Source organism: Nocardia anocheti (assembly GCF_029675105.1).
Classification (GTDB): Bacteria; Actinomycetota; Actinomycetes; order Mycobacteriales; family Mycobacteriaceae; genus Nocardia.
In genome coordinates this window covers 295,039-319,164 of the sequence record NZ_JAQQFV010000004.1, presented here as the reverse complement: position 1 = coordinate 319,164, position 24,126 = coordinate 295,039, and the positions used below count along the sequence as shown (strand labels likewise).

Below are 24,126 nucleotides of genomic sequence, written 5' to 3'. Positions count from 1 at the left end.
GGAACCCCGCTGGTCGCGGGGTCAGTCCTCTCGAAGGCGGTGGGCGATGACCGAGGTGGTGCCGGATACCAAGAAATGGGCGGCCGAGGGACTGGGCACCTTCGTCCTGGTGATCGGTGGTGTCGGCACGGCGGTGCTGGCGGGGGAGCGGGTCGGCGCGCTGGGGGTGGCGTTGGCCTTCGGTCTGACCCTGATGTTCCTGGTCTACGCGCTCGGACCGATCTCGGGCTGTCACGTGAACCCGGCGGTCACCCTCGGACAGTTGCTGCTGGGCCGGATCTCGCCGCGCAATGCCGGGTTCTACGCGCTGTTCCAGATCGTCGGGGCGCTGCTGGCGGGGCTGGTGCTGTTCGCCATCGCCAACAATCTGCCCGCCTACGACCGCCCGGTCGACGGGCTCGGCGCCAATGGCTGGGGCGCGCACAGCCCCTCCGCGGTGACCGGTCCGCTCGGTGAGGTGGTGCTGCAGAACGGCTACGGGCTCGCGGCCACCATCATCATGGAGGTGATGCTCACCGGCGTGCTGGTGTTCGTGGTGCTGGCCTCGACGGACCAGATCTCCGACGCGCCGCTGGCGGGCATGTCGATCGGCGCGGCGTTCGCCATCGTCAACCTGGTGGCCATCCCGGTGGACAACGGCTCGGGCAACCCGGCGCGCAGCATCGGGGTGGCGCCGTTCCAGGACGGGGCGATGGGGCAGCTGTGGGCGTTCATCCTGTTCCCGCTGATCGGCGGGGCGCTCGGCGCGCTGGTCTACGGGCTGATCTTCGGGCGATCCAAGGAGATCGCGGCCTGATCAGGCAGGGCGAACCCCGGTCCGCGCGGATCGGGGTTCGCGGCGGTCAGCTCCAGTGGTATTCGGCGACGAGCCGGTGCGCGACCAGGTCGAAGGTCTTGCGCTCGACGATCGCGCCCTCGCGCCGGATGCCGTCCTCGGGGACGTCGAGCACCCGATCCAGGCGGACCCAGCTGGGCCTGCCGTCGTTGTCCCACGGACCCGACCCGATCCCGACCCAGTTGCGGTCGTGCGCGCGTTCGGCTTTGGACGACAGCATCAACCCCAGCAGGGTCTTGCGGTCGCGGCCGACCACCAGCACCGGGCGGTCCTTGCCGTTGGTGGGGTCCTCTTCGAAGGGCACCCAGGTCCAGACGATCTCCCCGGGATCGGCGCGACCGTCCAGCTGCGGGCAGTAGACGATCTGGCGGGCGCGGTGCGCGGTGGGCACCGGAGTGGAGGCGGTCGGTCGGACGGCGACGGTGGGGCCGGGCTTGCTGCCCAACGCCTCCACCAGCTTCTCCAGCAACCGCGGCCCTTGCTTGCGCACGATCTTCGGCCCCTGCTCCTTGGCGATCACGCCGAGCTGCTTGCCGAGTGTGTTCCAACTGCTGGCCATCCCTGAAATATAACGGTGCCTCGGCGCTTCGGTGCACCGGTGACAGGGCCACCCCCGCGGCCATGGGACGATGGACCCAGTTCGCCGATACCCCTCGAGGAGTGGAGTGGCTTCCAGCTTTGCCGACACGACGTTCACCGATCCGTCCCGGATCAGGAACTTCTGCATCATCGCGCACATCTATTCGCGGGTCGCGGGGTAGAGATTGTTTTGCCTGTTCGGGGCCCATTTCCCCACTTCCCAACGCTTCCTGGTGTGACCTGGCGTTTCCCATGGCGGTTTGTTGAGCGATGGGATGAGAATGGGATGAGTTCGGCGGGGGAGCTGGTGAGCGCCGTGGTGGCGCAGGCTACGTAGCTGATCAGACTCGTCGGCGTGTCGCAATCCGACACGCCGACGAGTTTTCTGGGTTGGCAAACCTGTAGCTATCAGATGGATGTCTCTGCTGAGTGCCACTGCGGGGGTCGACGGTGCGGTCGGTTGGGATGAGAATGCGCCCTGCTTCAGTGGCTGGAAGCTCAGGCGCTGTCCTCATCTGCCGTGTCCGGGAATCCGAGTACGTCCAGGCCCTGGCTTGCCTTGGATGCCAGTTCTTCACGCACCGGCCTGGCCTTGAACTCGCCGCCTGGCGGTGGAACAGGCTGCCATTCGATGTCACGGGGAGCGCACAGGCCGAGGATGTACTCCTCTGCCTCGCGAGTGGGATATGTCACTCGAGACCCGCCGGCTGGGTCGGTGATGGTCCACCACGCCAAGACGTCGGCTCTGCCGTTGCGAAGCTGCCAGTGGCTGGTGCCAGGGGCGTAATCGAACTTCAGATGCCAGTCACCGATGAGTCCGCGGGACTCCAACGCTTCGAGTGCGTGTCCGATATGGCGTTGACGGGCGATGCGGTATGGGAACCGGTCTGCTCGGGGCATGGTGCGACACCGTACATCCGTTGGACCGAACATCCCCGGATGTCCACTTCTCCGGTGTGGCTCCGCTGGCTGCCATCGCGCCTCGCGAAGTTGATGCCGATGGCGGGCCATTCGGCGTGCCGTAATAGGTAGCGTCGCCGCCGCGCGGACTCGTGGCTCGGATGATCTACTTCACGCGCGGCCGTTCGTACAGGACCCGATGTCTCCGCTGTGGCCCGGTGGACGGGTTTCGCCGCGCTGGCATTCGCCAATGTGTAGCCCTTGCTCGTGGGGCGATACAACAGCTGGACGATCTGCTCATACCGGCAGGTTTCAGGATTGCGTACTGAGATCGTGGCGGTGGTTCCGTCTGCTTCGAGGTATCCCTGCTCGATCAGAATGTCGAACTCGCCAGCCGGGTTCTCGAGACCCTTCGCCGGTGACCGCTCGAACCAATCCCTGTGGACGCTCAGTAGTTGACACATCACCTGAAGGCAGTCGCGAACCTGTAGATAGGTGTCTCCGGTGTATTCGAACTCGGCCTGGCCGTCGATGTTCATTGCGCCCCCCGTTGACGTTAGGTCGAAGAAGCTGTGATCGCACAGCGGGGCAGACCGTGCCCGCCGTTTCCTCGGTTGTACCCGGTGTTGGGATGTAATGCGCGTTCCTCGTGAACCTCAGGTTGGAGGTCGTCGGGTGCGGAGGCAGTTGCTACTCAGGTGGCAGGGAATTGCGCGGGCGGGCCATACCCATGCCGTGGCGCTTGTTGAGCACCTCGACCACTCCTCGGGTGTGATAGACGGTGCGTGCACCGCGGGCAGTGTGGTCGACCTGTTCATCAATGATTGCGCGGTACTGGGTAACGGTCTTGCCGTCGAGGCCGACCAGTCGGGCGATTGCGCCGAGTGTTCGGTATTCCTCGGGTCCATCGGGCATCGCCAACGGTGCTGGTCGGTTGGCTGCTTCCCAACGGTCTGCGAAGGCATCGAGTTCGTCGCGGTCGTACTCCTGGGCGGGAGTGCCTCCACCCAGGCCGGTGCGTGAGCGGGGTTGCTTGGGTTTCGGAAAGTCGGGATGGCATACCCAGGTGTTGCGAATCGAGCCGTAGCTGCGCCCGCGCAGAGCGGCCCATTCCTTCAACGTGATCAGTGTTTCCACGCTCTCATTGTTGTCGGGTCGCTGTCGCGGCGCCCAACTGGCTTCTAGCATGGCGCGCATCAGGGGACCTCTGTCTGATGGGGCGGCGGACACCGCGGCCTTGGGCCCGGTGGCTGGCTTGCTAGACTCGTCCATGCCCTTCCTTTTGCGAGTGGGGCACTTTCGGGCGGTCTGACGTGTCCGAGCTGTGGTCTCGCGATTACGGCTTCGTCAGGCCGCCCGACCCCGTATATGGCGCGTTGCAGGGGCGGGCGCGCCGAAGATCGAGTCCCGTCCCGACTACGCGTTTGCTGTGCGAATCGCGTCGTTGTCGTGGTTGATGGTGATATCGAACATTCGAATGGCCCGCTCTGGAAGTGGTTGTGAGAGTGGACGAAAGGGGGGAGGTCGCCGGGGAGGGCCTGTTGGTCGGCCCTCCCCGGTTCTCTCAGCCTGCCAGGGCGTAGCGGTCGAGTTCCTCGCCGGTGATGGCTTCCACCAGCGCGGAGATCAGGATTTCGGCGGCGGGCGGTGTGACGGCGTTGCCAAGTTGCCGTACTCGTTGGCGTTTGTTGCCCAAGACCACGTAGTCGGTTCGGAACGCCATGGCGTTCTGGATTTCCTCGGGTTCCAGCATGCGGAAGCGCACGTCGTCGATGTCGTGCTCGGTGATCGTGTCGACGAGGGCGTACCGGTCGCGGGTGGTGAGTGCACCGATCGGATCGGCGACCGGTCGCGCGGTGCTGGTGCCGTAATAGGGCAGCAGGAGCGAGTTCCACAACCGAGCGGACATACCTGTCGGGGGAGTGACCATGCCGTGGTGGTTGCCGCTGGCCGTGACGGTGGCAAGGGGCTCGGTCACGGATCGTGCATCCGACGACCCGCCGCGCAGCTCCGCGACGAACGGCAGGAATGCGACTCCTGTCTCGGCCCTGGTCGTCTGGGTTCGCAGGGGCTGAGTGGCCAGCTGAGCTTCTTTGCCGTCGCGGCCCTCCATCGGGATCATCAACGGCGGTGGGACGACGAGCCCGTGATTGGAGCCGTCGGCGACGATCGTGGCCATGGGGTCGCGCAGGTCGATCGTGAGGGGTCGATCGGAGCGGAGCAGTGCCAGAAACGGTTCCGGGATCGCGACACCGTCGTTCTCACGGGTTGTTCGCGCGCTCATCGGGTCGGTGACCTGCGTGGCGTCGTCGCGCCAGGTACCTCCGGCCGGGACCATCATCGGGGTGGCCGAGGCGTAGCGTCGCAGGCCGACTCGGATTCGTTCCATGGTCTTGGGTGCCAAGGGCTTGGTCCGGTCGCCGATGCGGGTACCCGGCAGGGTCCAGTCGATCGCGGCGGCTGCCGGTAGAACGGGCGGCTCCACGATCGAGTTGCGGCAGCTGACCCGAGGGCAGCGGAACGCGTACTGAGTGCGATAGCGGCCCATGTCGGCGCCGGGCTTCTTGAAGACCTGGATGGCGCTAACCCATTCGTCGCACGGCACGCAGTAGGCGCGCGGGCGCAACCACTTGTTCCAGTCGGGCTCACGGCCGAGGCTGAGATCCCAGTAGGCGACGTAGAGTCGGTCCCTGCTCTGCGGCGCTGCCGGAGTGCGAACTGGTTGGGCGTGGGCGGAGTTCAGGGCGACGACTTTGGTCCCGTAGCCCAGGGCGCGGATCTCGCCGATCCAACGGCTCCACTGGTCCCACTGGCGGACCTCGACGACGTTTTCCACGACCCCGGCGCGCACCCGGCCGCCGCGCTCGATCACGCCTCGCAGATACATCGGAACCTCTTCCATCAGCGCTCGACTGCGATCGGCTTCTTCGTCGCGCTGGAGGTCGAGCAGGTCGCCTTGGAGGGTGTTGTCGTAGTCCCGCTTCTTGCCGCGCGCCGAGGACCACTGCGGGCACTCCGGCGATGCCCAGAAGATATCGGCCACAGGCCATTTCACGATGCTCGCCTTGGCTTCTTCGGTGCTCAAGTCGCCCAGGAAGTGATCGGCTTCGGGGTAGTTGGCGGCGTGGGTCTCGATGGCCTTCGACCAGTGATTGGCCGCACGGGTGACGCGCACACCGGGCACCTTCGACGCGCCCTGCGTGGAGCCGCCAGCGCCGCAGAACCAATCCATTAATTCGAGCATGGGGGAATCCCTTCGTGATTTGCGAGTGGGGTGGAAGAAGGCGGGGTGTCCGGTCCCGCATCCTTCTATGTAATATATTACCCGTTAAGCTGGAACTGTCAAGGTGGGTTGACGTTGATCGGTGGAGATTCTCAATCCGCGTGTCATTTTCTCAGTCGCGATGTCATGTCGACTTCATCCGCGTGGCCACGATCGAGAAAACTGCAGGTCACGCAGTATTTGCGAACCTCCGTCCTGTCGATGACGGTAGGGAAATGACATGGAACCGAGAATCTGCCAGAAGTCGCAGGTCACGGCGTCGGCCCATGACATCGCCGTTGAGGATCTGCAAATCGGAGATGAGACGGAGTCGTGCGCATGACTATGACGGCGGGCAATGGTCTGGACTCGGGACGGCCTGATCGGCATGAGCTGAAAGATCTGATCCGCGCCGCTCGCGAGCAGGCTGGACTCTCCAACGGGGAAGCCGCGCGGCGTGCCGGATATCAGCCGACACCCGATGGCGGCAGGTGGAGAACGGCTACGAGGAGGTTGGAGGCCGCCGCATCCCCGCCAACTCGACTCGCACGATTCTGGTCCGGATGGCGCGTGCCGTCTCCCTTCCAGTCGGAGATGTGTCGCGCGCGGCGGGGTTTGCGCCCGATACGGGGCGTCCGGGCATGGACCAGGCTTCGATGTCGACCGGTGGTCGAGTCGGGCGGGGCGGGATGGAAGCTGCCTCGTCCATCACAGTGGGGACAGTCCTGGCTCGAGTCCGGCGGCGAACGCGGACCTCTCGGCTACCGCAGCACCGACGAGATCGTTGCTCCCGACGGCACCGGCCGGTTCAGCCGATTCGAACGCGGCATGATCTATTGGTCGCCGTCGACCGGCGCCCACGCGGTCAGCGGCCGCATTCTGACCCTGTGGTCGGCGGCAGGCTATGAGGCCAGTCACTATGGATATCCGACCATCGACGCCACCGCCGGCTGCCGCCTACCTGCGGCTGTGTCCCAGCTGTCAGCATCTCGGTGCCGAGGGTGTAGGCGCCCTCGATGCGGAGCCGTTGCGGCGAACGTGAATCGTTGAACATGACCACGCCTGTCCCGTCGGCGCGCGCCCGGCGAGCCGACCGTCCGACCCGGATGAACCGAATTCGATGCCGTGCGAGCAGCGGGAGCACGAGCTCGCCCACGTCACGGGCGGTGTCTTCCCAGTCGTCGCCCACCATCGCGGTGACGACAACCAATTCCCTCAGATCGAAGTCGCCCTTCGGGCTCGAAGATCCAGCGAAGCAGGAGCGCCGTACTGTCGGCTCCAAGGCCATCGGACAGCATCACTTTCGGTGCACGTTCGTGTGCGGCCAACTGTGCGCGCAACGCCACACTCACGCCGGGCCCGGTCATCGGCGCCCAGCGCGTTCGGTGCTCACCGCACAGGTGACCAACATCGGGCAGGACAACCACGCCCGCGCACCACCGGTGTTGCCGGACATCACACCGGCCCCCTACCGGTCCAGCTGGCCCACCAGTCGTCGACGAGTCCGACCCTGCTCCAGTGCACGAGCCGGTCGTGCGCGCAATCACGATGAGTGAACGCTGCCGCCTCGCGTTCGATCGGATAGCAGCCGGAATGGGTCGAGCAGCCCTGAGTCCAGGCGGGCGTGTCTTCGAGGACTATCACGTTCGTCGACGAAAACCCGTCGGAGGTGAGCGGGCCGAGCAGGGTCGCTTCGCGGTTCGCGTCTCCCAGCGCCGCGGCAGGCAGCATCGCGAAGTGCCAGCTGCCGGTGAGGGACCGAGCCGCGATGCGGATAGGATCGTCCAACAGCGCGTCGGCGGCCTGCACGGCTGCTACGGCGGTGTCGGCGTAGCAGAAGATGTCGAGCGGAGAGCCGTCGATACGGGAGTAGACCGCAGCGCACCAGTCGGTACTGCTGTCCTCTCCGAGCACCAGGCCGTCGCCGTTGCACACGAGCAGTTCCACCGGCGCGCCCCGCACCTCGAGGCCGGGCAGGCAGATGTTCACGTGGCCGACCACGCGGATCTGTGCGTCCCAGCCGAGTTCGGCCAAGGCGATCAGCTCGGGTGCGTAACGTGTCTGTGCTTCGGCGACGAGTACGTCGAAGTTGGTGGAGGGCATAGCTGTTCCCTTCCTCTGAGGAGTGCGAGTGGGCGGTGAAGCGGCGGGGTGTCCGGTCCCGCCGGGACTTCACGGTGTCGCGGTGATCATCAGTGCTCGCGTGGTTCGGCCTCGTCGAGCAGGTCGAGCAGAGCATCGATGTCCCTGGTGCTCGCCAGTCGTGCGGCGGCCGGAGTTCGGAGTCGGCGGAGCAAGGCGCGAAGGTCCGAGTTCTGTTCGGCGTCGGCCACCGGACGTCTGTCACCGGTGTGGGGGTCCACGAGTTCAGCGGTGACGTCGATGTCGACGCGTGGATTTTCGCGGAACACCCCGTACCGCCGTGTGGTGACGAAGTCGAACTCGGTGCCTCGTCCGGGTGCGAATGAAGGTTCTGGGGAGTCTTCGACCACGATCTCGAAGTACCAGCGAACCGAACCAGGCCGACTCCACGGCGGGGTAGGCGCGATGACCGCGATCCACTGTCGGGTGCGGATGTTCCAGGCAATGTAGGGGCCGCTATGGGTGAGGTTGGTCAGTCGATCCACGAAATCGGTGTGCCGAGCTTGGTATTCCGGCGACCACCACCAAGCCCGGCGAGCGCGCCGCCACCAGAGGAAGAGCAAGTACAGCGCACTCAACGCGGTGCCGTACCCCGCCGCCGCGAGCCAGTCACCGCGCTGCACGGCGTGCACGAATCCGTAGGCGTGCACCCCAACGCTGAGCATGGCCGCAGCCGTGGGGGTCAGGATGTAGCGGGTGATGAAGTCAGACATAGAGCCCTCCAGGAGTGCGAGTGGAAGAACGCCGGGTCGGAAGTGTCCGGTTTCCGTCCCGGCGTGATGTGGTGCGCGAGGGTCAGCGGACGGTCTCGGGCTCGTCCGCGTCGTCGTTGTCGTCGTCCTCCCAGTCGTCGGGGACGCCATCGGTCCACACCACGACCTTGGCGAGGTGGTCCCAGGTCGTGTGCGCGAGGGCCTGCACGCGCTCTGTTTCGTCGGCTTTGTCGAGGCGAACACCCGCCGGGATCAGTCAGAGTTCGGCGCGGAAGTCCCACGCGGAACCGGAAACCTGTGCCGAGGAGCTGACCTCCTCTGCCGCCCAGGCGCGTGCTGCGTCCTCGGAAGTGAAGTCGATTTCCTCGATCTGCCACCGGCTCTGGCCGGGCGGGATGCTGGAAAAGTTCACGTAGAAGCGGTCGTGATTCGCGACTACTGCCAGGGGTGGGTACATCGGGAGTGCCTTTCTTGCTGCGAGTGGGATCGAAGAAGTCGGGGTGTCCGAACCCGAATCATTCTATGTAATATATTACCCGATATGTTGGCGAATGCAAGCCGAGGCGGTCGGGCTGAACGGACGTGGATCTGATTCCTTCTGGCCTGGCCGGAGAGTCAGTCGCAATCGCGCCGATCGCGGGCAGCGCGCAGTCGTTTGATACCGCATACCGGCGATTGAGAGCGGCCCGATGCCGCCGCGCTCGGTAGAGCGCCAGTTCGGAGTGGGGCGGGGGAGACGGGCCTTCTCATCGGGGAAACGCCTGGGTTCGTCCCCTTGTGAGGGGTCGAACCAGCGCATCGCTTCGTCGTGGAAGTCGTTGTCGGCGAGCGACTGGCGGGCGGAGCCCTCGGAGGCGGTTTCGTAGACGCTGTGGTCCGCGCCGCCTTCGTCGGTCAGAACGCGGTTCAGAATCCAGCCGACGGTGTCGGTGCGATACAGACACCCAGGCTGGGTTCGGCCATCCATGAGCGGTGCGACCCCTTCGAACTCATCGGCCTGCTCGCTGTAGAACATCCCGAACGGCTTGGTCCCGTTGTCGGTGAAGTGGACGTAGGTGATGCGCGCCATGATGAGGTTTTTCCTTCTCGGTGGGTGTCGAGCGCTCGAATGCGCCGTACCGGACGGTCTGGGCGCTGGTGCCGGTACGGCGCATTCGTCAGTTCCGTGTCCGGGTATCGGACGGTGTCTTCGTGTCGGCAGCGGTCCGCGTCGGCTTGGTTTCCGCGGATCGACCCCCGGAACCGCTGGGAGCCGGATCGGATTGCGGTGTGGCGGGAGGTATGGCTGAAACCTCCGGCGAGGCGGTCCTGGCGTCGACCTTCTCTGTCGATGGCGGAGTTAGGGGCGCCTTGGCGGCGGTGGTTGCTGTCTGAGATGGGCGGGGCTGAGGTCTGTTCTTCGCTCGTCTGGCCACAGCGCGGATCGCGGCGGTGGGCTTGAGGCCGATCCGCTCGAGGGCGTCGGGTTCGGCGCCGGCGTTCGTAGCCGCCGCGTAGGCGGCTGCCACGGCAGCTTCGGCGGACTCCTCGGCGGCGATCAGCCGTGCGATCTCGGTCTCGCGGTTCTCGGAGGCGCGCTGCCATTCACCGACCTTCACCGCGAGTTCGCCGATGCGTGTCTCCATGTCGTCGTCGATGACCACGCGTCGATACGCGGCCAAGGCGTGGGTCGCCGTCTTCTTCACCATGGGCGGTGCCTCCTTGCTGGATGGTCCCTAATGGACCGATAAACCCTAGTGTATCGAAAGTATCGAAAGGAAACCCTGGCCGTCTACAGGCGCTCAGTGGCCGCACGGTGCACACCGACAGCCGGTCTCGCCGCCTGTTCGGTCGGGGGCCGGTATGCCGTCGCAACCGGGCGGCGTGGGTTGACCTGGCCGGGGCGCTCCGGCGGACGGTCCTATCACGCACTGCTTCCGTGCGCGAGCGTCGGTGCGTTCGCTGTGGTGCCCATCGTGAGGCGCGGGGGGCGTGACCAGTAATTCGGGTGAGCAAGATATCCCAAAAGTGGCCACTTTTGGGTTGCGCCCAGGGGTGGGCGCAAGACACACTCGAAGTGGTTCGAATGTATCGAAAGGCTCTAGAGCATCTAGAGGCTCCGATGTCTCCAGCCCTGCGGGATGGAGACATCGGTGTGTCCGGCAGGGGGCTGCCGGACCGGAGAGCGCCGCTGGGCGCTCGGTAGACGAAGGGACGGGAAGTGCCTCCGAAGAGTGGGCAGGGCCATCGGCCCCACGCGGCGAAGCCGCGGTCGATCAGTCGGCGGTCGACGTACGCGCCGGCCGAATGGGCGCTGGTGACCGCGGCGGCGGCCACGGTCGGACTGCGGCCCGGCGCGTTCATCGCCAAGGCCGCCGTCGGTGCGGCGCGGGCGTTCGCATCGCAGCGCAACGGAGCGACAGTTCGCACCAGCGGCCAAGTGGAGATCCTCATCGCCGAGGTGCGCGAGCTACGCCGACTGCTCGGAAACGTCGCGGGCAACGTGAACGATGTCGCCCGCCACGCGAACTCCACCGGCGAACTCGGCCACAACGCCGACGCCGTGCTGACCTACACCCGCAAGATCAACAGCCGAATCGATGTTTGGTTGGTCGAACAACTTCGGCACGGTGCGGTGTGATCGGCAAAGCGATCCGGGGATGGGACGGGCGGCGGCTCGTCCGGTATCTGTTCTCGCCGGGCACCTACAACGAGCACACCAACCCCCGGGTGATCGCGGCGTGGCAGTCCGACCCCGACGCCCTACAACCGCTGTGGGTCGGGCCCGGCGACTGCGACTTCGCGCCAGGTGAGATCGGCAAGCTCGCCGGGCAGGTCACCGCGCTCTCGGAGGCGATCGGGCTGCCCACTCAACAGCCCGAGCCCGGCCAGCCGGGCTACACCAAGCACGGCTACATCTGGCACCTGCCCGTTGCCATCGGTGCCGAGGACGGCGAACTCGACCAACAGACCTGGCGCCGCATCGCCGAGGACATGCTGCACGAGACCGGCATCGCGAAAGCGGGCGACGCCGGGGCGTGCCGGTGGATCGCGGTGCACCACGGCAAATCCGTCGACGGCAACGACCACATCCATATCGCGGCCGTGATGGTCAGAGCCGATACCGGCAAACGGTTCTATCCCGACAACGACTGGAAAGCCGTGCGCCGAGTCGCCCGTCGCTGGGAAGAAGCGCTTGGGTTGCGGCTGACCGCCATCGACGATCCGATGGCGGTACCGACCCCGACGCGCGGCGAACAGGAGAAGGCCCAGCGTCGTCAGGCCGCCGGCGACGAGGGCATGCTGCGCGCGACACCTGGTGCCGCAGCGCGGACCCAGTTACGTCAGTTGATCACCGAGTCGGCCGCTATCGCGACCACCACCGACGAGTTCCTCGCCCGGCTCCGCGGCGCGGGCGTGCTCGTCGACCTCAAGTACGACGGCACCGGGCAGATCACAGGATGGGCAGTCGCGGCTCCCGGCGACGTGTCGGCTAAGACCGGCGCACCCATCTACTTCGCACCCAGCCGACATCTCGGTGCCGACATGTCCTGGCCACGAGTCACCGCCCGCTGGACAACGCATGCCACCTCCGGCGCCGCACGCACTGGGACCAACGACGAGATAGTCCGCGAGGCGCACATGGTGCTGGCCGACAGCGCCGACCGCGTGCGGGCGGTCACCACTGCCGTGCGCGGCGAGCGATCCGATATCGCGACGGTGGCCCGCGAGTTGCACGACGTCATCGGCAGTTGGGCCTCCATCGCCGATGGTGCCGCGCGCCAGGGCCCTCTCTCACAGGCGACGTGGACCTTCGACCGCGCGGCGCGCACACGGCACGGTTTGACCGCGGTCCCCGCCGGGCGGCTCGCCGCCGAACTACGTGCGATCTCACGCGATCTCGCTGCGGTTCGGATGCTGACCGGGCGTGGTCTGCAACGAGACCCGAGCGTGCAGCTCGGCCTCGCAGTCGCCGACCTGCTCCTCGAGATCGCTGCATGGCATCAACAACACCGGCGCATCACCGCCGCCCGCAGTGCCCGCGAAGCCGCACACCTCGTCCGCGCCCACGGTGAAGCCACCGGCACCGTCCCCGACCAACTCCCACCGCAGTGGGTGCCAGCGAACACGCACACCTCCACCGCGCCGCAGCGTGGCCCCGCTGCTCGACCAGGCGTCCGCCCCGAACAACCCGCAGTACACGGGTTCCGTGAATCACCGCACCACCCAACCAGGAAAGAACACCGACGATGAACGAGCCGATCATTGAACCGCCCGTGATGGGCATCCCCCGCGAGGACACCATGCGTATCGCCTTGGCAGTACGCAGCCTGTCCGGCGTACTCCGCCAACTGCGCGAGCAGCGTGGTCGCTCCGCGTGGGACGACGCCGAGAACGTCGCCCGCAAGAACGCGGTCCTCGATCGCCACGCGGTCACCAAGTTCAGCCCCACCGATGCCGACGAATGGAATGCCGCAGAGAAGGACGGGCGCATTCGCGCCGAACGCCACCCCGATACCGGAATGACCATCCGGGTAGCCCCGCTCTCGCACGGGCGGTTCGGAGTCCAGGCCGGATGGATGGACAACCACGCCGAGGCCGTGTTCGGCTCCGAAGAACTCGCTAACCGAGTCGTCGACTGGCTGCGAAACAACGGCTCCGCCGAAGCGGTCGACGATCTGCGGCGCAACGCCGACGAACTACACGCCACCTCCCGGGCTCGACACCAGACCCTGCGAGACGTCGAGCTGGCACAGGCGCGCATGTGGGCCAAGGAACACGAAACGGACTGGTACCGCTGGTGGGAGCAGAGCTACGCCGCTGCCGACACCATCGACGGGCGACGCCTCGACGAAAACGAGATCATCCGCAAATGGGTCGACGCCACCGGCGGCAGGACAGATTCACTCGTGGGAGTGGCACGGAAATGGCTCAAGCAGCACGACCCCGAATGGGGCCACAACTGGGAGACCGAATACACGAACTGCGACACCCGTGACGGCCGCCGCAGTCTCGAAGACGAAGTAGTCCGACGCTGGCGCTCGCAATCTCGCACTGCCTCCGGGCGCGGAACCGACAAGGGCAAGGCGACCGCCGAGTCCGGTGAACAAGAACGCGATCGGCAGAATCAGCGCACCCCGACGCCGTTGGCGGACCGACTGCGCGGGCGTGTGCCCGATCAGATTCTCGATGACCCACGCTGGCACGTCGCCGAGGACCAGTACACCGTGCTCACCGCGCAGGGCGCCGATCCGGAGATCCTGATCGAGTCGGTCGCCACCATCGACTTCGACAGCGGCCAGATCCGTGCTCCCAGCGGGTACGCCGCGTGGGTGATGCGCGAAGCCACGAAGAACCGCGATGCGGGCAACACCCACGCTCGCAGCGAAGAAGACGCCCGACTTTCGGTAGCCGAGGAATGGCTCACCGCCGCCGATCCCGAGTCCCCATTCGATCGAGCACGCGCCGCCCAGCTGGTTGGCGAGATCAATGACCAGTTCGATTCCCTACTGGCACGCAAGTATCCGGGCATCCTCGATGGCGACGCCGACGAGGCTCAGTTCGATCGAAACGAACCAACCGCCGACGATGCTCATACTTACGAGAACGCGAGTGCCACGCCCGCCACCGACGTGAACGGCAACACCATCTTCGTCGTGGACGGTGAAGGCACGGCCATCCCCGTCTCGTTCGTCGAGGCACCGCGATCGGAGGTCGGGACGCACTCAGAAACAGTCGATCGCCACGCCGACGCCGGTCGCGAAGGTGGCCCGGCATCCCTCACCGTGCCGACAGCGGCCCACGCCCCCTTGACCCCGCCTGAGCGGGACCAAACGAACACCAAGTCCCGTCGGCGAACCCCACCACCGGCCAGGCCAGCAGCAGCTGCCGCTCGACACCGGCCCCGGACACACTGACGGTATCGGGCTCGGTGTCGATGCGAACGCAAGTGACCAGGGACGGTCGAATGGCCGAATTGATGATTGCAGCCAAATTCTCAACTCCGAGCGAATCGCCGTCGTCAACCGGTCTCCCGTCCAGCATAGTGTGAGCTACCAGCTAGTGCAGGTTTGAGCAGGGGGCGGCCACGGCGGGCATCCTTGCAGTCGAATCATTGTTCGCCTTATATGGACAGGTGGCGTCGTCTCTTCGTCGTATCAATTCCGCGCGCTTGCGGGCGTGTCGGGATGCGATGGGTTTGAGCCGCTCGGCCTTGGCGCAACGGTGTGGGGTGTCGGAGCGGTTGATCTACTTGTATGAGACTGGTGCGCGTTCTCCATCGCCCGCGCGACTGGCGGAACTGGCCGCAGCGCTGGATTGCGAGATTGCTGCCCTGTTGGGCGAACGGTCAGGACGCGGGACGTTGGTTGACCTGCGATACGCCGCAGGCTTGACACTGGCCGAGTTGGCGCGAGTGTTGCTGCGGTCGGATGCTGGGCGTGATCTCCGGGTATCGGCATCGAAACTGTCTGAGCTGGAGCGGGGTCGGCCAGTGCGCGATCGCCGGTGGCGGGATGTGAATGAGACCGGCCGACTGCTTGCACCGCTCGCGCGGGCGTTCGGCGTGCCTGTGCGAATGGTGCTCGACGCGTGGATGCGCTCGCGTCCTGATGAACCCGCGCCTGCGAGCCCGCCGCCGGCAACGCGCCCACCGTCACGGTCAGCAGTAGCAATGTGGGAGTCGTTGAACGAGCGCCAGCAGCAGTTTCTCGCGGAGATCATGCGCGATGATCGGATGACCGAGACCGAGATGTGGATGCGCAGATTGCAGCGCTTGCCAGTGCCGCCGCCTCGGGAGTGGCGCAAACTGCCGCTGGCTCTGGATTCGTCATCTGCCGGTGTCGGCTACACCCGGCTGCAAGAGCGGCTGCGGTCGCGTGGGGTGCACGATTCGGGGGTCGGGTCGACGGTGTACGCGCTCGAGCGCCGGGGTCTGGTGGTGGTGTCGGAGGATGTTGTGCAGCATCCAGTGGCCGGTTCAGTTCGGCGGGTGATGGTCGAGATGACTCGTCAAGGCCGGGCCGCGGCTCGGGCTGGTGTAGGCGAGCCTCGGGAGCCCGATCCCGCGCCGCATCTGCTCTCGGAGTGGCTGTGGGGTGTCCTGGTGCGCGTTGCTGCGGCTGAACCGGACGGTCTCGCCGAGGATCGGCTGGCTGGGCGCTCGGTGTTCTACCTCGGTGTCGGATATCGCGGCAGGTCAGGCAGCAGGCCGAGTCGGGGGTTCGTGGATTCGGTTCCAGTTGTTGCTGCTGGTGGTACTCATGTGGCCGAATATCGTTGGCAGTTGACCGATCTCGGTCGCAGACACGTGGTCGAGTACCTCGACACCTATCGAAACGTGTATCCGGCCGTCGATACTGCTGGGTTGGCGTCGTTTGATCGCGACCGCCCGATCTGATCGCCTGACCTCCCCGGCGAATTCGGTGACTTCTTGTCGGTGCCCGGGCGTAGTGTGCCCGCTCGTGACCAGAGTCCTGAGGGATCAGACGCAGATAGGAATCGACGACATCACGGTGCGCTCGCGCGTCCTACGCGCGGCACTACGCGCCGCGGAAGCTCAGACGGTGCCAGGTATCGGTCCGGTAGACCGATTGAAGGTGCTCAGAGAGTGTCACGGTGAGGTACTCGCTGTCCGAGGTCCGGGCAGTCCCTTGTCATTCGCAGATTTCCGGTGGGCTGTCGCTGAGGACCTGGCGCGTCTGCTTCCCGAAGGGGTGGCGTCGGGCGAGTTCGAGCAGCTGTCCAGTATTGACCAGGGGCAGATAGACCCGGCAGTATTCGACCTCGCTCTCGAAGAGCAGATGGTCCTGAAGCATGTGCTGAAGAAGGCGCGTAGCTCCGGCCGACTGTCCAGTAGGTCCGAGCTGCAGTCGGAGATCGAACAGGAGATGGTCTACACCTATCTGCGCAAACCGGGGGAACAGCGCACTTACGAGGCGGGACGCCGCGCATTGATCGAGCACCCGTACTACCCAGCCGAAGACCTGTGCGATCTTCCGATCCCGGTCTCGGTCGGGGAGTACTACCAACCGGTTCCCTACGGTTCGCAGCATCGCGGCTGGTGGTTCCCGTGTCCGATCTGCCGTTGGCCGATGCGCATCACCGCGGGCGCCGACCGCCACGTCCGCCGCGCCCAGTGCTGGCATCAGCCACACACCGACATGGGCGCCATCTACCTGATCGACTCAACCCGCAAAGAGCGTGCGCCTGAACTGATTCCCGATCACGCCGTCGACTTTCCGGAAGGACCGTTGTCGGTACTGCATCCCGATACGGGCACGATCCCGGTAGCGCTCCCCGCTGAGGGGTATCGGGCCCTGGTCCGTGGAGTATGGCGGTACACCACGATTCCTGGAATCCCGGAGATTGCCCTGTATCTCGCGCTGAAGGCGCGGGGTTTGCAGGTCGAGCTGTGGCCCGGGCTGGATGCCTACGATCTGCGCGTCGTAATCGGGGAGAAATCATCGGAACGGGTATACGCGGTCGACGTCAAGGATTTCACCAGCGCGAGGACCCTCGGTGAGTTGATCCATGCTCAAGAAGGTGATGCGGGAGGTGCCAACTGGCTGGTCGTTCCCGACCACCGCGCCGCTCAGCTGCCGTTGCTGTCGGGAGTATGCGAGCGGTACGGGCTACAGGTGGAGACGGCAACCGGTTTCGCCGAGCGGGTCTGTGCGGAGGCGGGGGTGATTTGGTCGTGAGTGAGCCATCGGTGCAGGAGACGGCGGTACTGGCGGCTCTGGCATTGGCTGCGCACTATTTTCCACAGTCTGTCGCCGGGGACGACAGGGTTGCGGCGCCGTTCGATCAAGCAGCGTTTCTGTTGTCGGGCAAGTTCCGGGCGTGGAACCGGTGGCCGGAATTGCCGCATGAGGAGAGACAGCGTATCGCGGGGGTGTACAAGATCGCTCCGGTTGCGTTGTCCGATCCTGCGAAGTTTGCGATCGCCGCGCGGATGACTCTGGCGCCGCTGACCGTCGACAGTGACGGCGACCCGCCGCTGGCCCTGTTCGAACTGGTCGGGGACTCGCCATATACAGCGACTGCTGCGGTCCCGCGCGTCGGCGGCGATCTCTTCGGATTCGTCGATCGCCGTATCGCACGGTTTCGCCGACCCAGCGCTCGCCCGAAGCCGATCCCGTTTGCCGGCCCCGGAATCTGGACCGCCGCTGAGGTCTTCGACAAAAAGGCCGGGCTGATCCGCGGACAGGTGACTATCCCGGAGTTTCCCCAGTTCACCGAGGCATTCGGCCATGACCGGCTTCCGGCGGTCGTGACTGCACCCTACCTGTCCGAGGTGTTGATTCCGACTGCGGAACTCCTTGGTCTCGCGACCAAGATCGATACTCGGCTCCATGAGCCGTACCTGTTCGATGTCCTGAACGGTCTTTTCACGGCGTTGCAAACCACCGACACCGTCTCTGCAGCCGACATGCTAGCCCTCGCGTCGGGAAGCACGCAGATACTCAACGCCCCCACTGGGACTGGCAAGAGTGTCCTCGTGCGGGTCCTGGCCGCATGGTTCGCCAAGAACAACCTTCGCGTCGCGGTAGTGCTGCCCGACATCACCGCCTGCCTGTCCACCACGGACAAGATCCAGAAAGATCTGGCCTGCCTGTACCAGATGCAGGAGTTCGACCACGAGCCGACATGTGCGCACCTGATGTCGTCAGGCGGAATGCTGGACCGTGCGGACACGTTGGCGTCGTTGATCACTGAAGACGCTGATGCTCCCGGGCAATGGGGCGGGCGGGCAGACCGAGACCTCAACGCCCTGTCATACGGATGTGCTCTGGAATCACACATCGATGCCGCAGCCCCATATCCGCCCGGACGAGAACCCTGCCTGTCGCTGCACACGCAGGGCGTCGGCGCGGCGGCCTGTCCTTGGATTCCGACGTGTGGAAAGTTCACCCCTGTCTACCAAGCGTGCGAGGCAGATGTCGTAGTCATGAACCATTTCATGTTCATGCAAGGCAACCTCCGCATCGGAGTGAATCTCGATGGACGGCCGATTCGGCGGATGACCGCCGCTGAGTTCGCATTGCGGACCTGCCATACCGTTCTCATCGACGAGATCGATCAATTCCAATGTCGTGCCATCGACAAGTCGACCAGCGATATCTCGTTGCATTCGAGGCGGCATTGGTCAGCGGTCCCGCAGGAGTTCGATGTCGATGCGAAGCGGATGCCGATCGCCGACGAGCACGACCTGTTGCCGTCGGTCAGCCAGGTTCGCCTGATGGCGGAATTCCTACTCTTGAGCATCTGCCAGAACGCCTTGAGCTTGCATGCGACCGAAGACGAAAGAGCCCGCCAGCGAGTGCCTGATCAGACCAGTACACGCTGGCACCTCGCCCGGGGTCGTGACCGCCGACTGATCCGCTTGCTTTTTCCAGACCTGGACTGCACCTCCGATTCCGAGGTACCCGAGGTCCTCTTCCCCAAAATCGATGCCTTGCTCCCTGGCCGGTACGGCGAACCCGGTTCAGCACCCCCGGGATCGGGGTTGCGCCTGCCGCCGGAGTGGTCACAAATCAGAGAATCCCTCAGCGCCCTCGTCGCGCCGCGCGGGAGGCACCTGCTCGATGCGGTGAAGATGGAACTACACAAGCTGCTCGACGATCGGATCAAGGACCCGCACGACAGGGCAATGGCGGTCAACCTGCTCGTCACCCGCACCGCGATGGTCGAACTGGATGAAGCCTTGGCCGAACTCCAGCAGAAGGCGCACGGCCACCGCGGATCGGGTTTGCAGTCTGCGCACAAGATCGTCGAGAAGCTGCAGTCCTCGGCGATGATGACGGCATTTCCACAGGGAATGTTGGGCCGGTCGATCACCGGCTACCGAGTCACTGGGCTCGACGACAGAGAGCGCAACGCCGAACTCGTCGCACAGACGATCGCCGGCGACCCCCACACATTCACCGCCGAACTGGGCGGGCTGGTATCGCTGACACTCGCGGGCCATGAGCGACCCGTGATGGGCCTGTCCGCCACTGCCTACTTCCCGCAAGCAGTTCGCGAACACCTGCACGCTCCGGTGAAATGGTGGATGACCGATGCGCAGGCCAAGTCGATCCGGGCCAAGCGTCACCGCATCGACTACAGCGAGGATCATCCTCTCGTTGGCGAACCGATCCACATCTCCGGCATCCACGCCAGCCGGAAGAAGGACGCGTTGATCGAGCTGGGCAGCCAGCTCTACGATCTCAAGATCCATCGTGAGCTGGAAGCCGCGCGGAAGAATGACCCCGGCCGTGCTCACGTCTTGGTCGTGGCGAACTCGTACGAGCAATGTGGATGGATTGCCCAGGGCATTGCACGAGCAGGACGGTTCGGCGGAGGTCTGTGTGTGGCGGTTCGCACTGAGGACCGCAATCGCACGGACCTCGACTTGCCCAAGTCCAGCATCGCGACCCGGTTGACGAAAGAACAGTTCGAAGAGTTCCCTAGTCATGGCAATATCCTGGTCGTCCCGCTATCCGTCGTCGCCCGCGGACTGAATATCGTCAGCGGTACCCGATCCGCGGTTCGATCGGTCTACCTGTGTGTCCGGCCGCTTGCCGACCTCAGCGAACCTGCCGAAATGTACGGCAGCATCAACGCCGCGGGCATGAACGCTCTGCCACCAGACGGCAGCTCCAACCCTGTCGCCGCCCTGCGGCATGCGGCCGAAGCGGCCTCCGACCGTGTGACGCTGCTGCTGCGCAATCCACCCCAGTTCACCTCGATGTACAAGACCCTGCAGGAGGAGATCGTCGCGGGAATCGTCATCGATCTGATCCAGCTCGCCGGACGGGCGCGACGAGGGGGCACCGAGGCAGTACTGCATTTGGTCGACTACGCGTTCGAGGCCGACGCCTGGAGCGCGGATCTTCCCAGCATCTTGCGTCGCATTCACGCCAAATGGCCACCGGACGTGCGGCAAAGAATGAACGATCTCTACGGGGAAGCGCTCAATGCGTTCCTATCCTATGCGGGGATAGACCCCGCAGCCCCGGTCATCTCCGCCCTGCCACACATTGACCCTGAAGAGGAATCGTGACTCGATTCGATCGTGCACCCGGCAAGTACCTCGACTCGTTGGCGTTCCGGTGCACCCCAGAACTCGTCGGCGACGCAACCGTTCACGTCCGCCACCTCGACCCCGAAACCGCGAAGCTGTGGAACGACTTCGACAACCAGTGTAAACAACGGTACGGAAACGAATCCGCGCAAGCCCCCTACTCGATCGCCACCCTCGTGCTCAGCATGATCAGCGGCGGATACGTCCATTTCGACCCTGCCCGCCGCGACCCGTTCCTCGCATCACGCCAGCCACTGTCGCCCAAGTCGCTGCGGCGCGCGTTCACCCTCACCCACGGACTCGCGCTCGGCGTAGACGTTGACAGTATCGACCTCGCTCAGCCGCCGGAGCTCGCCTCACGTATCGCCGACACCATCGAGGTCAGCCATCATCTGGCCGAGCACCTCGTACCGATCGCTGGCGAGCAGCCACAGGTTCCGAACTGGGTATACCGTACAGTCGCATGGGATCTCGCCGAACGCCTCGCCGCAGAACCATGGGCGATATCTGACAACCGCAAGATCGCATTGCGGCCCGACACCACGGGCGGGCTGGTCGCCCTCGACCAGCCATGGGAAAATGACCAACGCGGACGATTCGCGCTCTCCCGCACAAGTTTGCAGCTGATTACCGTCCCACATCTCGTGCACCCGGTGCTCATCGCCACCTCACGAGTCACCCGGATATCGGACTCGCTGATCTTCTGCCGCACCGCTCTGGCCGACCGCGGTCCCGGGTCGCCCGTGCTGGAGGTATCGCTCAACGGTCGCGGCGGCGCCCGCACTGTCAACCATCTCGCGTTGCAGGCACTGAGCCGCCTCGAGATGAACCGCTCCATTCTCGACTCCATGGCAACGCGATCGAAGCAGGAACAAGCCTTGCGCGCCAAGGCGAAAGAAGAGGACAAGCGTGTCCGGTTTCCGCGCGAGCGCCCCGATCGGATTTGGCCGATCCTACCGAAGAATCGGCAGTTCCCCATCGGCGTCGGCGTCGGCATGCACCACATGAGGATGCTCCGACAACACTTCATCGAGATCTTCGGTGATGCAGCACAGCAGCCAGAGATGGTCGAAGTCGGCAGTCCCATGCCGCATCGGCCCAACGACGCGGAACGAATCTCCACCGACGAGTACAGGCGCCGCAAAGAAGAGAAGGACAGGGGCGAATACGAGGGTCCCCTTCGTCCGAAGGGTCCTCTCCTGCCGACCCCTGAAGACATACTCGCAGCTGTCGAAGAAGCAGGTTTCGACACGCTACGAATCGCGTGCCTGTGGTATCGGGACGAGGCACGGATGCGGATGCTGAACCGGCTGGTCAAGGCATTCGGTGTCGACACCGCGGCGCTGGATCCCTCCGATGCCTCGGTGCTCGACCTACATCGAGGCCGTATCACTGCAACCTTCCACCGTGCGCCAGACTTGCTGGAGCCTGGACCGGTCAACGGCCGAACAGCCGCTCTGGAATCCAGCGGAGTCCTAGTCGCCGCTGACGGCGGTACCCTGGTCGGCGCCTGGTGCGAAACTGAGTACCCGTCGGCAGGACAGGACTCCGAAGGTAGCAAAGACGCCGCTGTACTCGACGATCTCGACGCGAAACAACAGACCCGCCGACTGTTCGGAGAACGCGATATCGCCAACCAGTACCTGCTCGGCGTCGATCCCGACGGCAACATCATCACCCCGAAGGCCGATGACCACCCCGCGATGCTGGCGCTTCTCGACCTCTACCGCAGTCTCGGCATTGTCGACCAGAGATTTGCCAACGCGCTTCCCGAGAGCGCAATCGACTACCCGGTTGACCAGATCGCGCATGTCGGTTTCCATATCCGGCAGCAAAATCGGCGCCCCGGTGAATATGGCCAACCGAAAGTCGTCATCACGGCGGCGGCCTTCGTTCCACCCGCCGTGGCGGGTGGTGTGTGGACGATGCTCGGTTGGTCCTCGACCCGACCCGAATGGCAGCCCTATCGACTCGCCCAGACCGCCTTCCACGCCACCGTCTACCCCCAACCCAACCGAGAGAAAACGACATACCGGCAACGATGGGACGACGCCGCGATGCAGATCGAATGCGCCCTCAGCGATCTCGCAGAGGAACTTGCCGGGACATCGTACGTTGTCACCGTCGATGAACAGGCCAGTCGTCGTATGTGGGATGGACTCCATAACGCACACCAAGGCACGAACCCGGAGTACGGAGATACCCGCTACCGCCATCCCGGAGCATCCTTGCCGGATGACGAACGACCCGATGCCGTCATCCGGATAAACCTCGATCGAGAACGGGTCATACCGGCGGTCGGAACCACCCAAGTGTTCAAAGAGCAAGGCAAGGAACCGAAGACATCCCGCACCACCAGAAAGCTGTACCGGGTCACCACCGATTTCGGCACACCGGTGTGGGTCCTGTCCAATGTTCCGCTAGCGTTCGACGGTCAGAGTGGAGGTCGGTTCGGTGAGCACTACACGAGATGGGACGCGGCGCGGTCGGTGTACTCCGACAATCCGAAGGAACGCCGGAAGAGCGAGATGCCACAGAACTGGTACTCCATGACCACCACCGAGATCTACCCGATGTTCGCGGCGCCCCACGTCGATCTGCAGGCGCTGGCCATCACCACGGCCAACCTGTGCCACCAAACCATGGCTTGGACCGACCGAGCTCGATACCCCGCGCCGCTGCACGCTGCCAAGAAGATGGACGAGGACCATCCCCAATACCGCCGCTCCGCGACCCCCGCCGAACCAGAAGGTGAGGAGGCCGAAGACGATTGAACCGCCTGGTGATGTGTCGACCTGCACCCCGTAGGCGGGCCGCGCCCGCACCGGATTAGGTTTCGAGGCGATGCCGACGGGGTTCGTCAACCAGCAGCTCGCCCGGAACCTGGCCCGTACGACTGTGGAGGGCCAGGAGAACACGGTGCAGGCATTCACCGCCTACGTCAACGCGTTCCCGTGGCAGTGGACCCGGCGATGATCGACGAATGGCCCGGTGGGGTGCGCCCGGACTGCGCAGTCAGGGCGCACCTCAGCAGATCGCGCTAGATTCCGCGAACCTGGCGCAGCCGACTCCAGGCGACCCGCTCCATGACGTATCCCAGAGAACCTGGTTTGGACTCCCACGCTCCACCGCCCAGGAGTGATCGTCGCCCGGTCACGAGGTGTGAGCACTCGTAGATGAACGACTCCCAACCGAGCGGCGAGGTTGGGAGATTCGCGTCTTCCTCAGTGCCGAGTGACCATTCAGGCTCGCGGGCCACCGCAATCCACAGATCGAAAGCGCCCTCGGCAGCGAGGCGGATCGCCGGGGACTCGATCACCACCCGGAACCAGCTGTCGATCTCGTCCAGGCGTTCGGCATCTGCGATGCGCTGGCGCTGTGCGGCCTGCCACCGCAACTGGTCGCCAAGTCGCTTGCGCAGACCGGCGGCCCCGCTTCCGCTGCCGTGATAGTGAACGAGGTCCGTCGCGGGATCGACCCACGCGTACACCCCTCCGGCTGCGGGGATTTCGACTGGTTCGGTGACCTTACGCCAATGAAGCTGGGTGAGTTCGCGGACCGCTACGAACTTGATCGCCGGTATGCGCGCTGTTCCCGCGAACTCTTCGAACTTCGAGAACACGTCGTTCCTTCTACCTCTCCTCGA

The 24,126-nt window shown here is 65.0% G+C and carries 21 protein-coding genes and 1 pseudogene; 11 read left to right on the top strand and 11 right to left on the bottom strand.

The window, feature by feature from the left end; translation table 11 throughout:
- Positions 1 to 46 precede the first annotated feature (46 nt).
- A complete protein-coding gene (locus tag QC180_RS12490) occupies positions 47 to 796 on the top strand; it encodes an aquaporin (protein ID WP_278262858.1) in 750 nt (249 codons plus the stop codon).
- A 46-nt stretch (positions 797 to 842) separates the two neighbouring features.
- Here the strand turns inward: QC180_RS12490 and QC180_RS12485 are convergent, their stop codons facing one another.
- From QC180_RS12485 to QC180_RS12470, 4 genes are all read right to left on the bottom strand, one after another.
- Positions 843 to 1,394: a type II toxin-antitoxin system PemK/MazF family toxin gene (locus tag QC180_RS12485; RefSeq protein ID WP_278262857.1), complete on the bottom strand. Its 552-nt coding sequence runs from the start codon at positions 1,392 to 1,394 to the stop codon at positions 843 to 845.
- Between the two features lie 814 nt (positions 1,395 to 2,208).
- Positions 2,209 to 2,853, bottom strand: a complete 645-nt coding sequence (locus QC180_RS12480) for a hypothetical protein (protein WP_278262856.1) — start codon at positions 2,851 to 2,853, stop codon at positions 2,209 to 2,211.
- Between the two features lie 151 nt (positions 2,854 to 3,004).
- Positions 3,005 to 3,451 carry a hypothetical protein gene (locus tag QC180_RS12475; RefSeq protein ID WP_278262855.1) on the bottom strand — a complete coding sequence of 149 codons (447 nt, stop codon included), beginning with the start codon at positions 3,449 to 3,451 and terminating at the stop codon, positions 3,005 to 3,007.
- Between the two features lie 427 nt (positions 3,452 to 3,878).
- A complete protein-coding gene (locus QC180_RS12470; protein ID WP_278263139.1) occupies positions 3,879 to 5,546 on the bottom strand; it encodes a DNA cytosine methyltransferase in 1,668 nt (555 codons plus the stop codon).
- A gap of 369 nt (positions 5,547 to 5,915) precedes the next feature.
- On the opposite strand from QC180_RS12470, the gene QC180_RS30235 reads away from it, so the two are divergent.
- On the top strand, positions 5,916 to 6,626 hold the full coding sequence (locus tag QC180_RS30235; RefSeq protein ID WP_347567322.1) for an LGFP repeat-containing protein: 711 nt from the start codon (positions 5,916 to 5,918) through the stop codon (positions 6,624 to 6,626).
- A 405-nt stretch (positions 6,627 to 7,031) separates the two neighbouring features.
- On the opposite strand, the gene QC180_RS12460 is transcribed toward QC180_RS30235, so the two are convergent.
- The 6 genes from QC180_RS12460 to QC180_RS12435 all read right to left on the bottom strand — a co-directional run bounded on the left by QC180_RS12460 (position 7,032) and on the right by QC180_RS12435 (position 10,119).
- Entirely contained in the window at positions 7,032 to 7,679 is a 648-nt protein-coding gene (locus QC180_RS12460; protein WP_278262854.1) for a hypothetical protein, read from the bottom strand.
- 89 nt (positions 7,680 to 7,768) lie between these two features.
- Complete coding sequence (locus tag QC180_RS12455; protein WP_278262853.1) at positions 7,769 to 8,431, bottom strand: hypothetical protein; 663 nt, start codon at positions 8,429 to 8,431, stop codon at positions 7,769 to 7,771.
- A gap of 82 nt (positions 8,432 to 8,513) precedes the next feature.
- Positions 8,514 to 8,639, bottom strand: a complete 126-nt coding sequence (locus tag QC180_RS12450; RefSeq protein WP_278262852.1) for a hypothetical protein — start codon at positions 8,637 to 8,639, stop codon at positions 8,514 to 8,516.
- A 48-nt stretch (positions 8,640 to 8,687) separates the two neighbouring features.
- Complete coding sequence (locus QC180_RS12445; protein ID WP_278262851.1) at positions 8,688 to 8,888, bottom strand: hypothetical protein; 201 nt, start codon at positions 8,886 to 8,888, stop codon at positions 8,688 to 8,690.
- Between the two features lie 75 nt (positions 8,889 to 8,963).
- On the bottom strand, positions 8,964 to 9,500 hold the full coding sequence (locus QC180_RS12440) for a hypothetical protein (RefSeq protein WP_278262850.1): 537 nt from the start codon (positions 9,498 to 9,500) through the stop codon (positions 8,964 to 8,966).
- A gap of 88 nt (positions 9,501 to 9,588) precedes the next feature.
- A complete protein-coding gene (locus QC180_RS12435) occupies positions 9,589 to 10,119 on the bottom strand; it encodes a hypothetical protein (RefSeq protein WP_278262849.1) in 531 nt (176 codons plus the stop codon).
- Between the two features lie 608 nt (positions 10,120 to 10,727).
- Between QC180_RS12435 and QC180_RS12430 the strand changes: the two genes are divergently transcribed.
- The 9 genes and pseudogenes from QC180_RS12430 (at position 10,728) to QC180_RS12395 (ending at position 23,456) form a co-directional block, all read left to right on the top strand.
- On the top strand, positions 10,728 to 11,051 hold the full coding sequence (locus tag QC180_RS12430; RefSeq protein ID WP_278262848.1) for a hypothetical protein: 324 nt from the start codon (positions 10,728 to 10,730) through the stop codon (positions 11,049 to 11,051).
- Positions 11,048 to 12,664, top strand: a complete 1,617-nt coding sequence (locus QC180_RS12425) for a relaxase/mobilization nuclease domain-containing protein (RefSeq protein ID WP_278262847.1) — start codon at positions 11,048 to 11,050, stop codon at positions 12,662 to 12,664. Before QC180_RS12430 ends, QC180_RS12425 begins: the two co-directional genes overlap by 4 nt.
- The gene (locus tag QC180_RS12420) at positions 12,661 to 14,328 is read left to right on the top strand and encodes a hypothetical protein (protein WP_278262846.1); all 1,668 of its coding nucleotides are present in this window, start codon (positions 12,661 to 12,663) and stop codon (positions 14,326 to 14,328) included. Before QC180_RS12425 ends, QC180_RS12420 begins: the two co-directional genes overlap by 4 nt.
- Positions 14,329 to 14,546: 218 nt before the next feature.
- Positions 14,547 to 14,729 (top strand): annotated as a pseudogene (locus QC180_RS30350) (helix-turn-helix domain-containing protein); the annotation flags it as partial.
- A gap of 366 nt (positions 14,730 to 15,095) precedes the next feature.
- Positions 15,096 to 15,809, top strand: a complete 714-nt coding sequence (locus QC180_RS12415; RefSeq protein WP_278262845.1) for a hypothetical protein — start codon at positions 15,096 to 15,098, stop codon at positions 15,807 to 15,809.
- A gap of 253 nt (positions 15,810 to 16,062) precedes the next feature.
- Positions 16,063 to 17,112 (top strand): restriction endonuclease-related protein, encoded by a 1,050-nt coding sequence (locus QC180_RS12410; RefSeq protein ID WP_278262844.1) that lies wholly within the window; start codon positions 16,063 to 16,065, stop codon positions 17,110 to 17,112.
- On the top strand, positions 17,109 to 20,459 hold the full coding sequence (locus QC180_RS12405) for a hypothetical protein (RefSeq protein WP_278262843.1): 3,351 nt from the start codon (positions 17,109 to 17,111) through the stop codon (positions 20,457 to 20,459). The genes QC180_RS12410 and QC180_RS12405 overlap by 4 nt, the downstream gene beginning before the upstream one ends.
- Positions 20,456 to 23,254 carry an RNaseH domain-containing protein gene (locus QC180_RS12400; protein ID WP_278262842.1) on the top strand — a complete coding sequence of 933 codons (2,799 nt, stop codon included), beginning with the start codon at positions 20,456 to 20,458 and terminating at the stop codon, positions 23,252 to 23,254. Before QC180_RS12405 ends, QC180_RS12400 begins: the two co-directional genes overlap by 4 nt.
- Positions 23,255 to 23,324: 70 nt before the next feature.
- Positions 23,325 to 23,456, top strand: a complete 132-nt coding sequence (locus QC180_RS12395; protein WP_278262841.1) for a hypothetical protein — start codon at positions 23,325 to 23,327, stop codon at positions 23,454 to 23,456.
- Between the two features lie 64 nt (positions 23,457 to 23,520).
- Here the strand turns inward: QC180_RS12395 and QC180_RS12390 are convergent, their stop codons facing one another.
- Positions 23,521 to 24,102, bottom strand: coding sequence for a hypothetical protein (locus tag QC180_RS12390; RefSeq protein ID WP_278262840.1), 582 nt, complete (start codon positions 24,100 to 24,102; stop codon positions 23,521 to 23,523).
- Positions 24,103 to 24,126 lie beyond the last annotated feature (24 nt).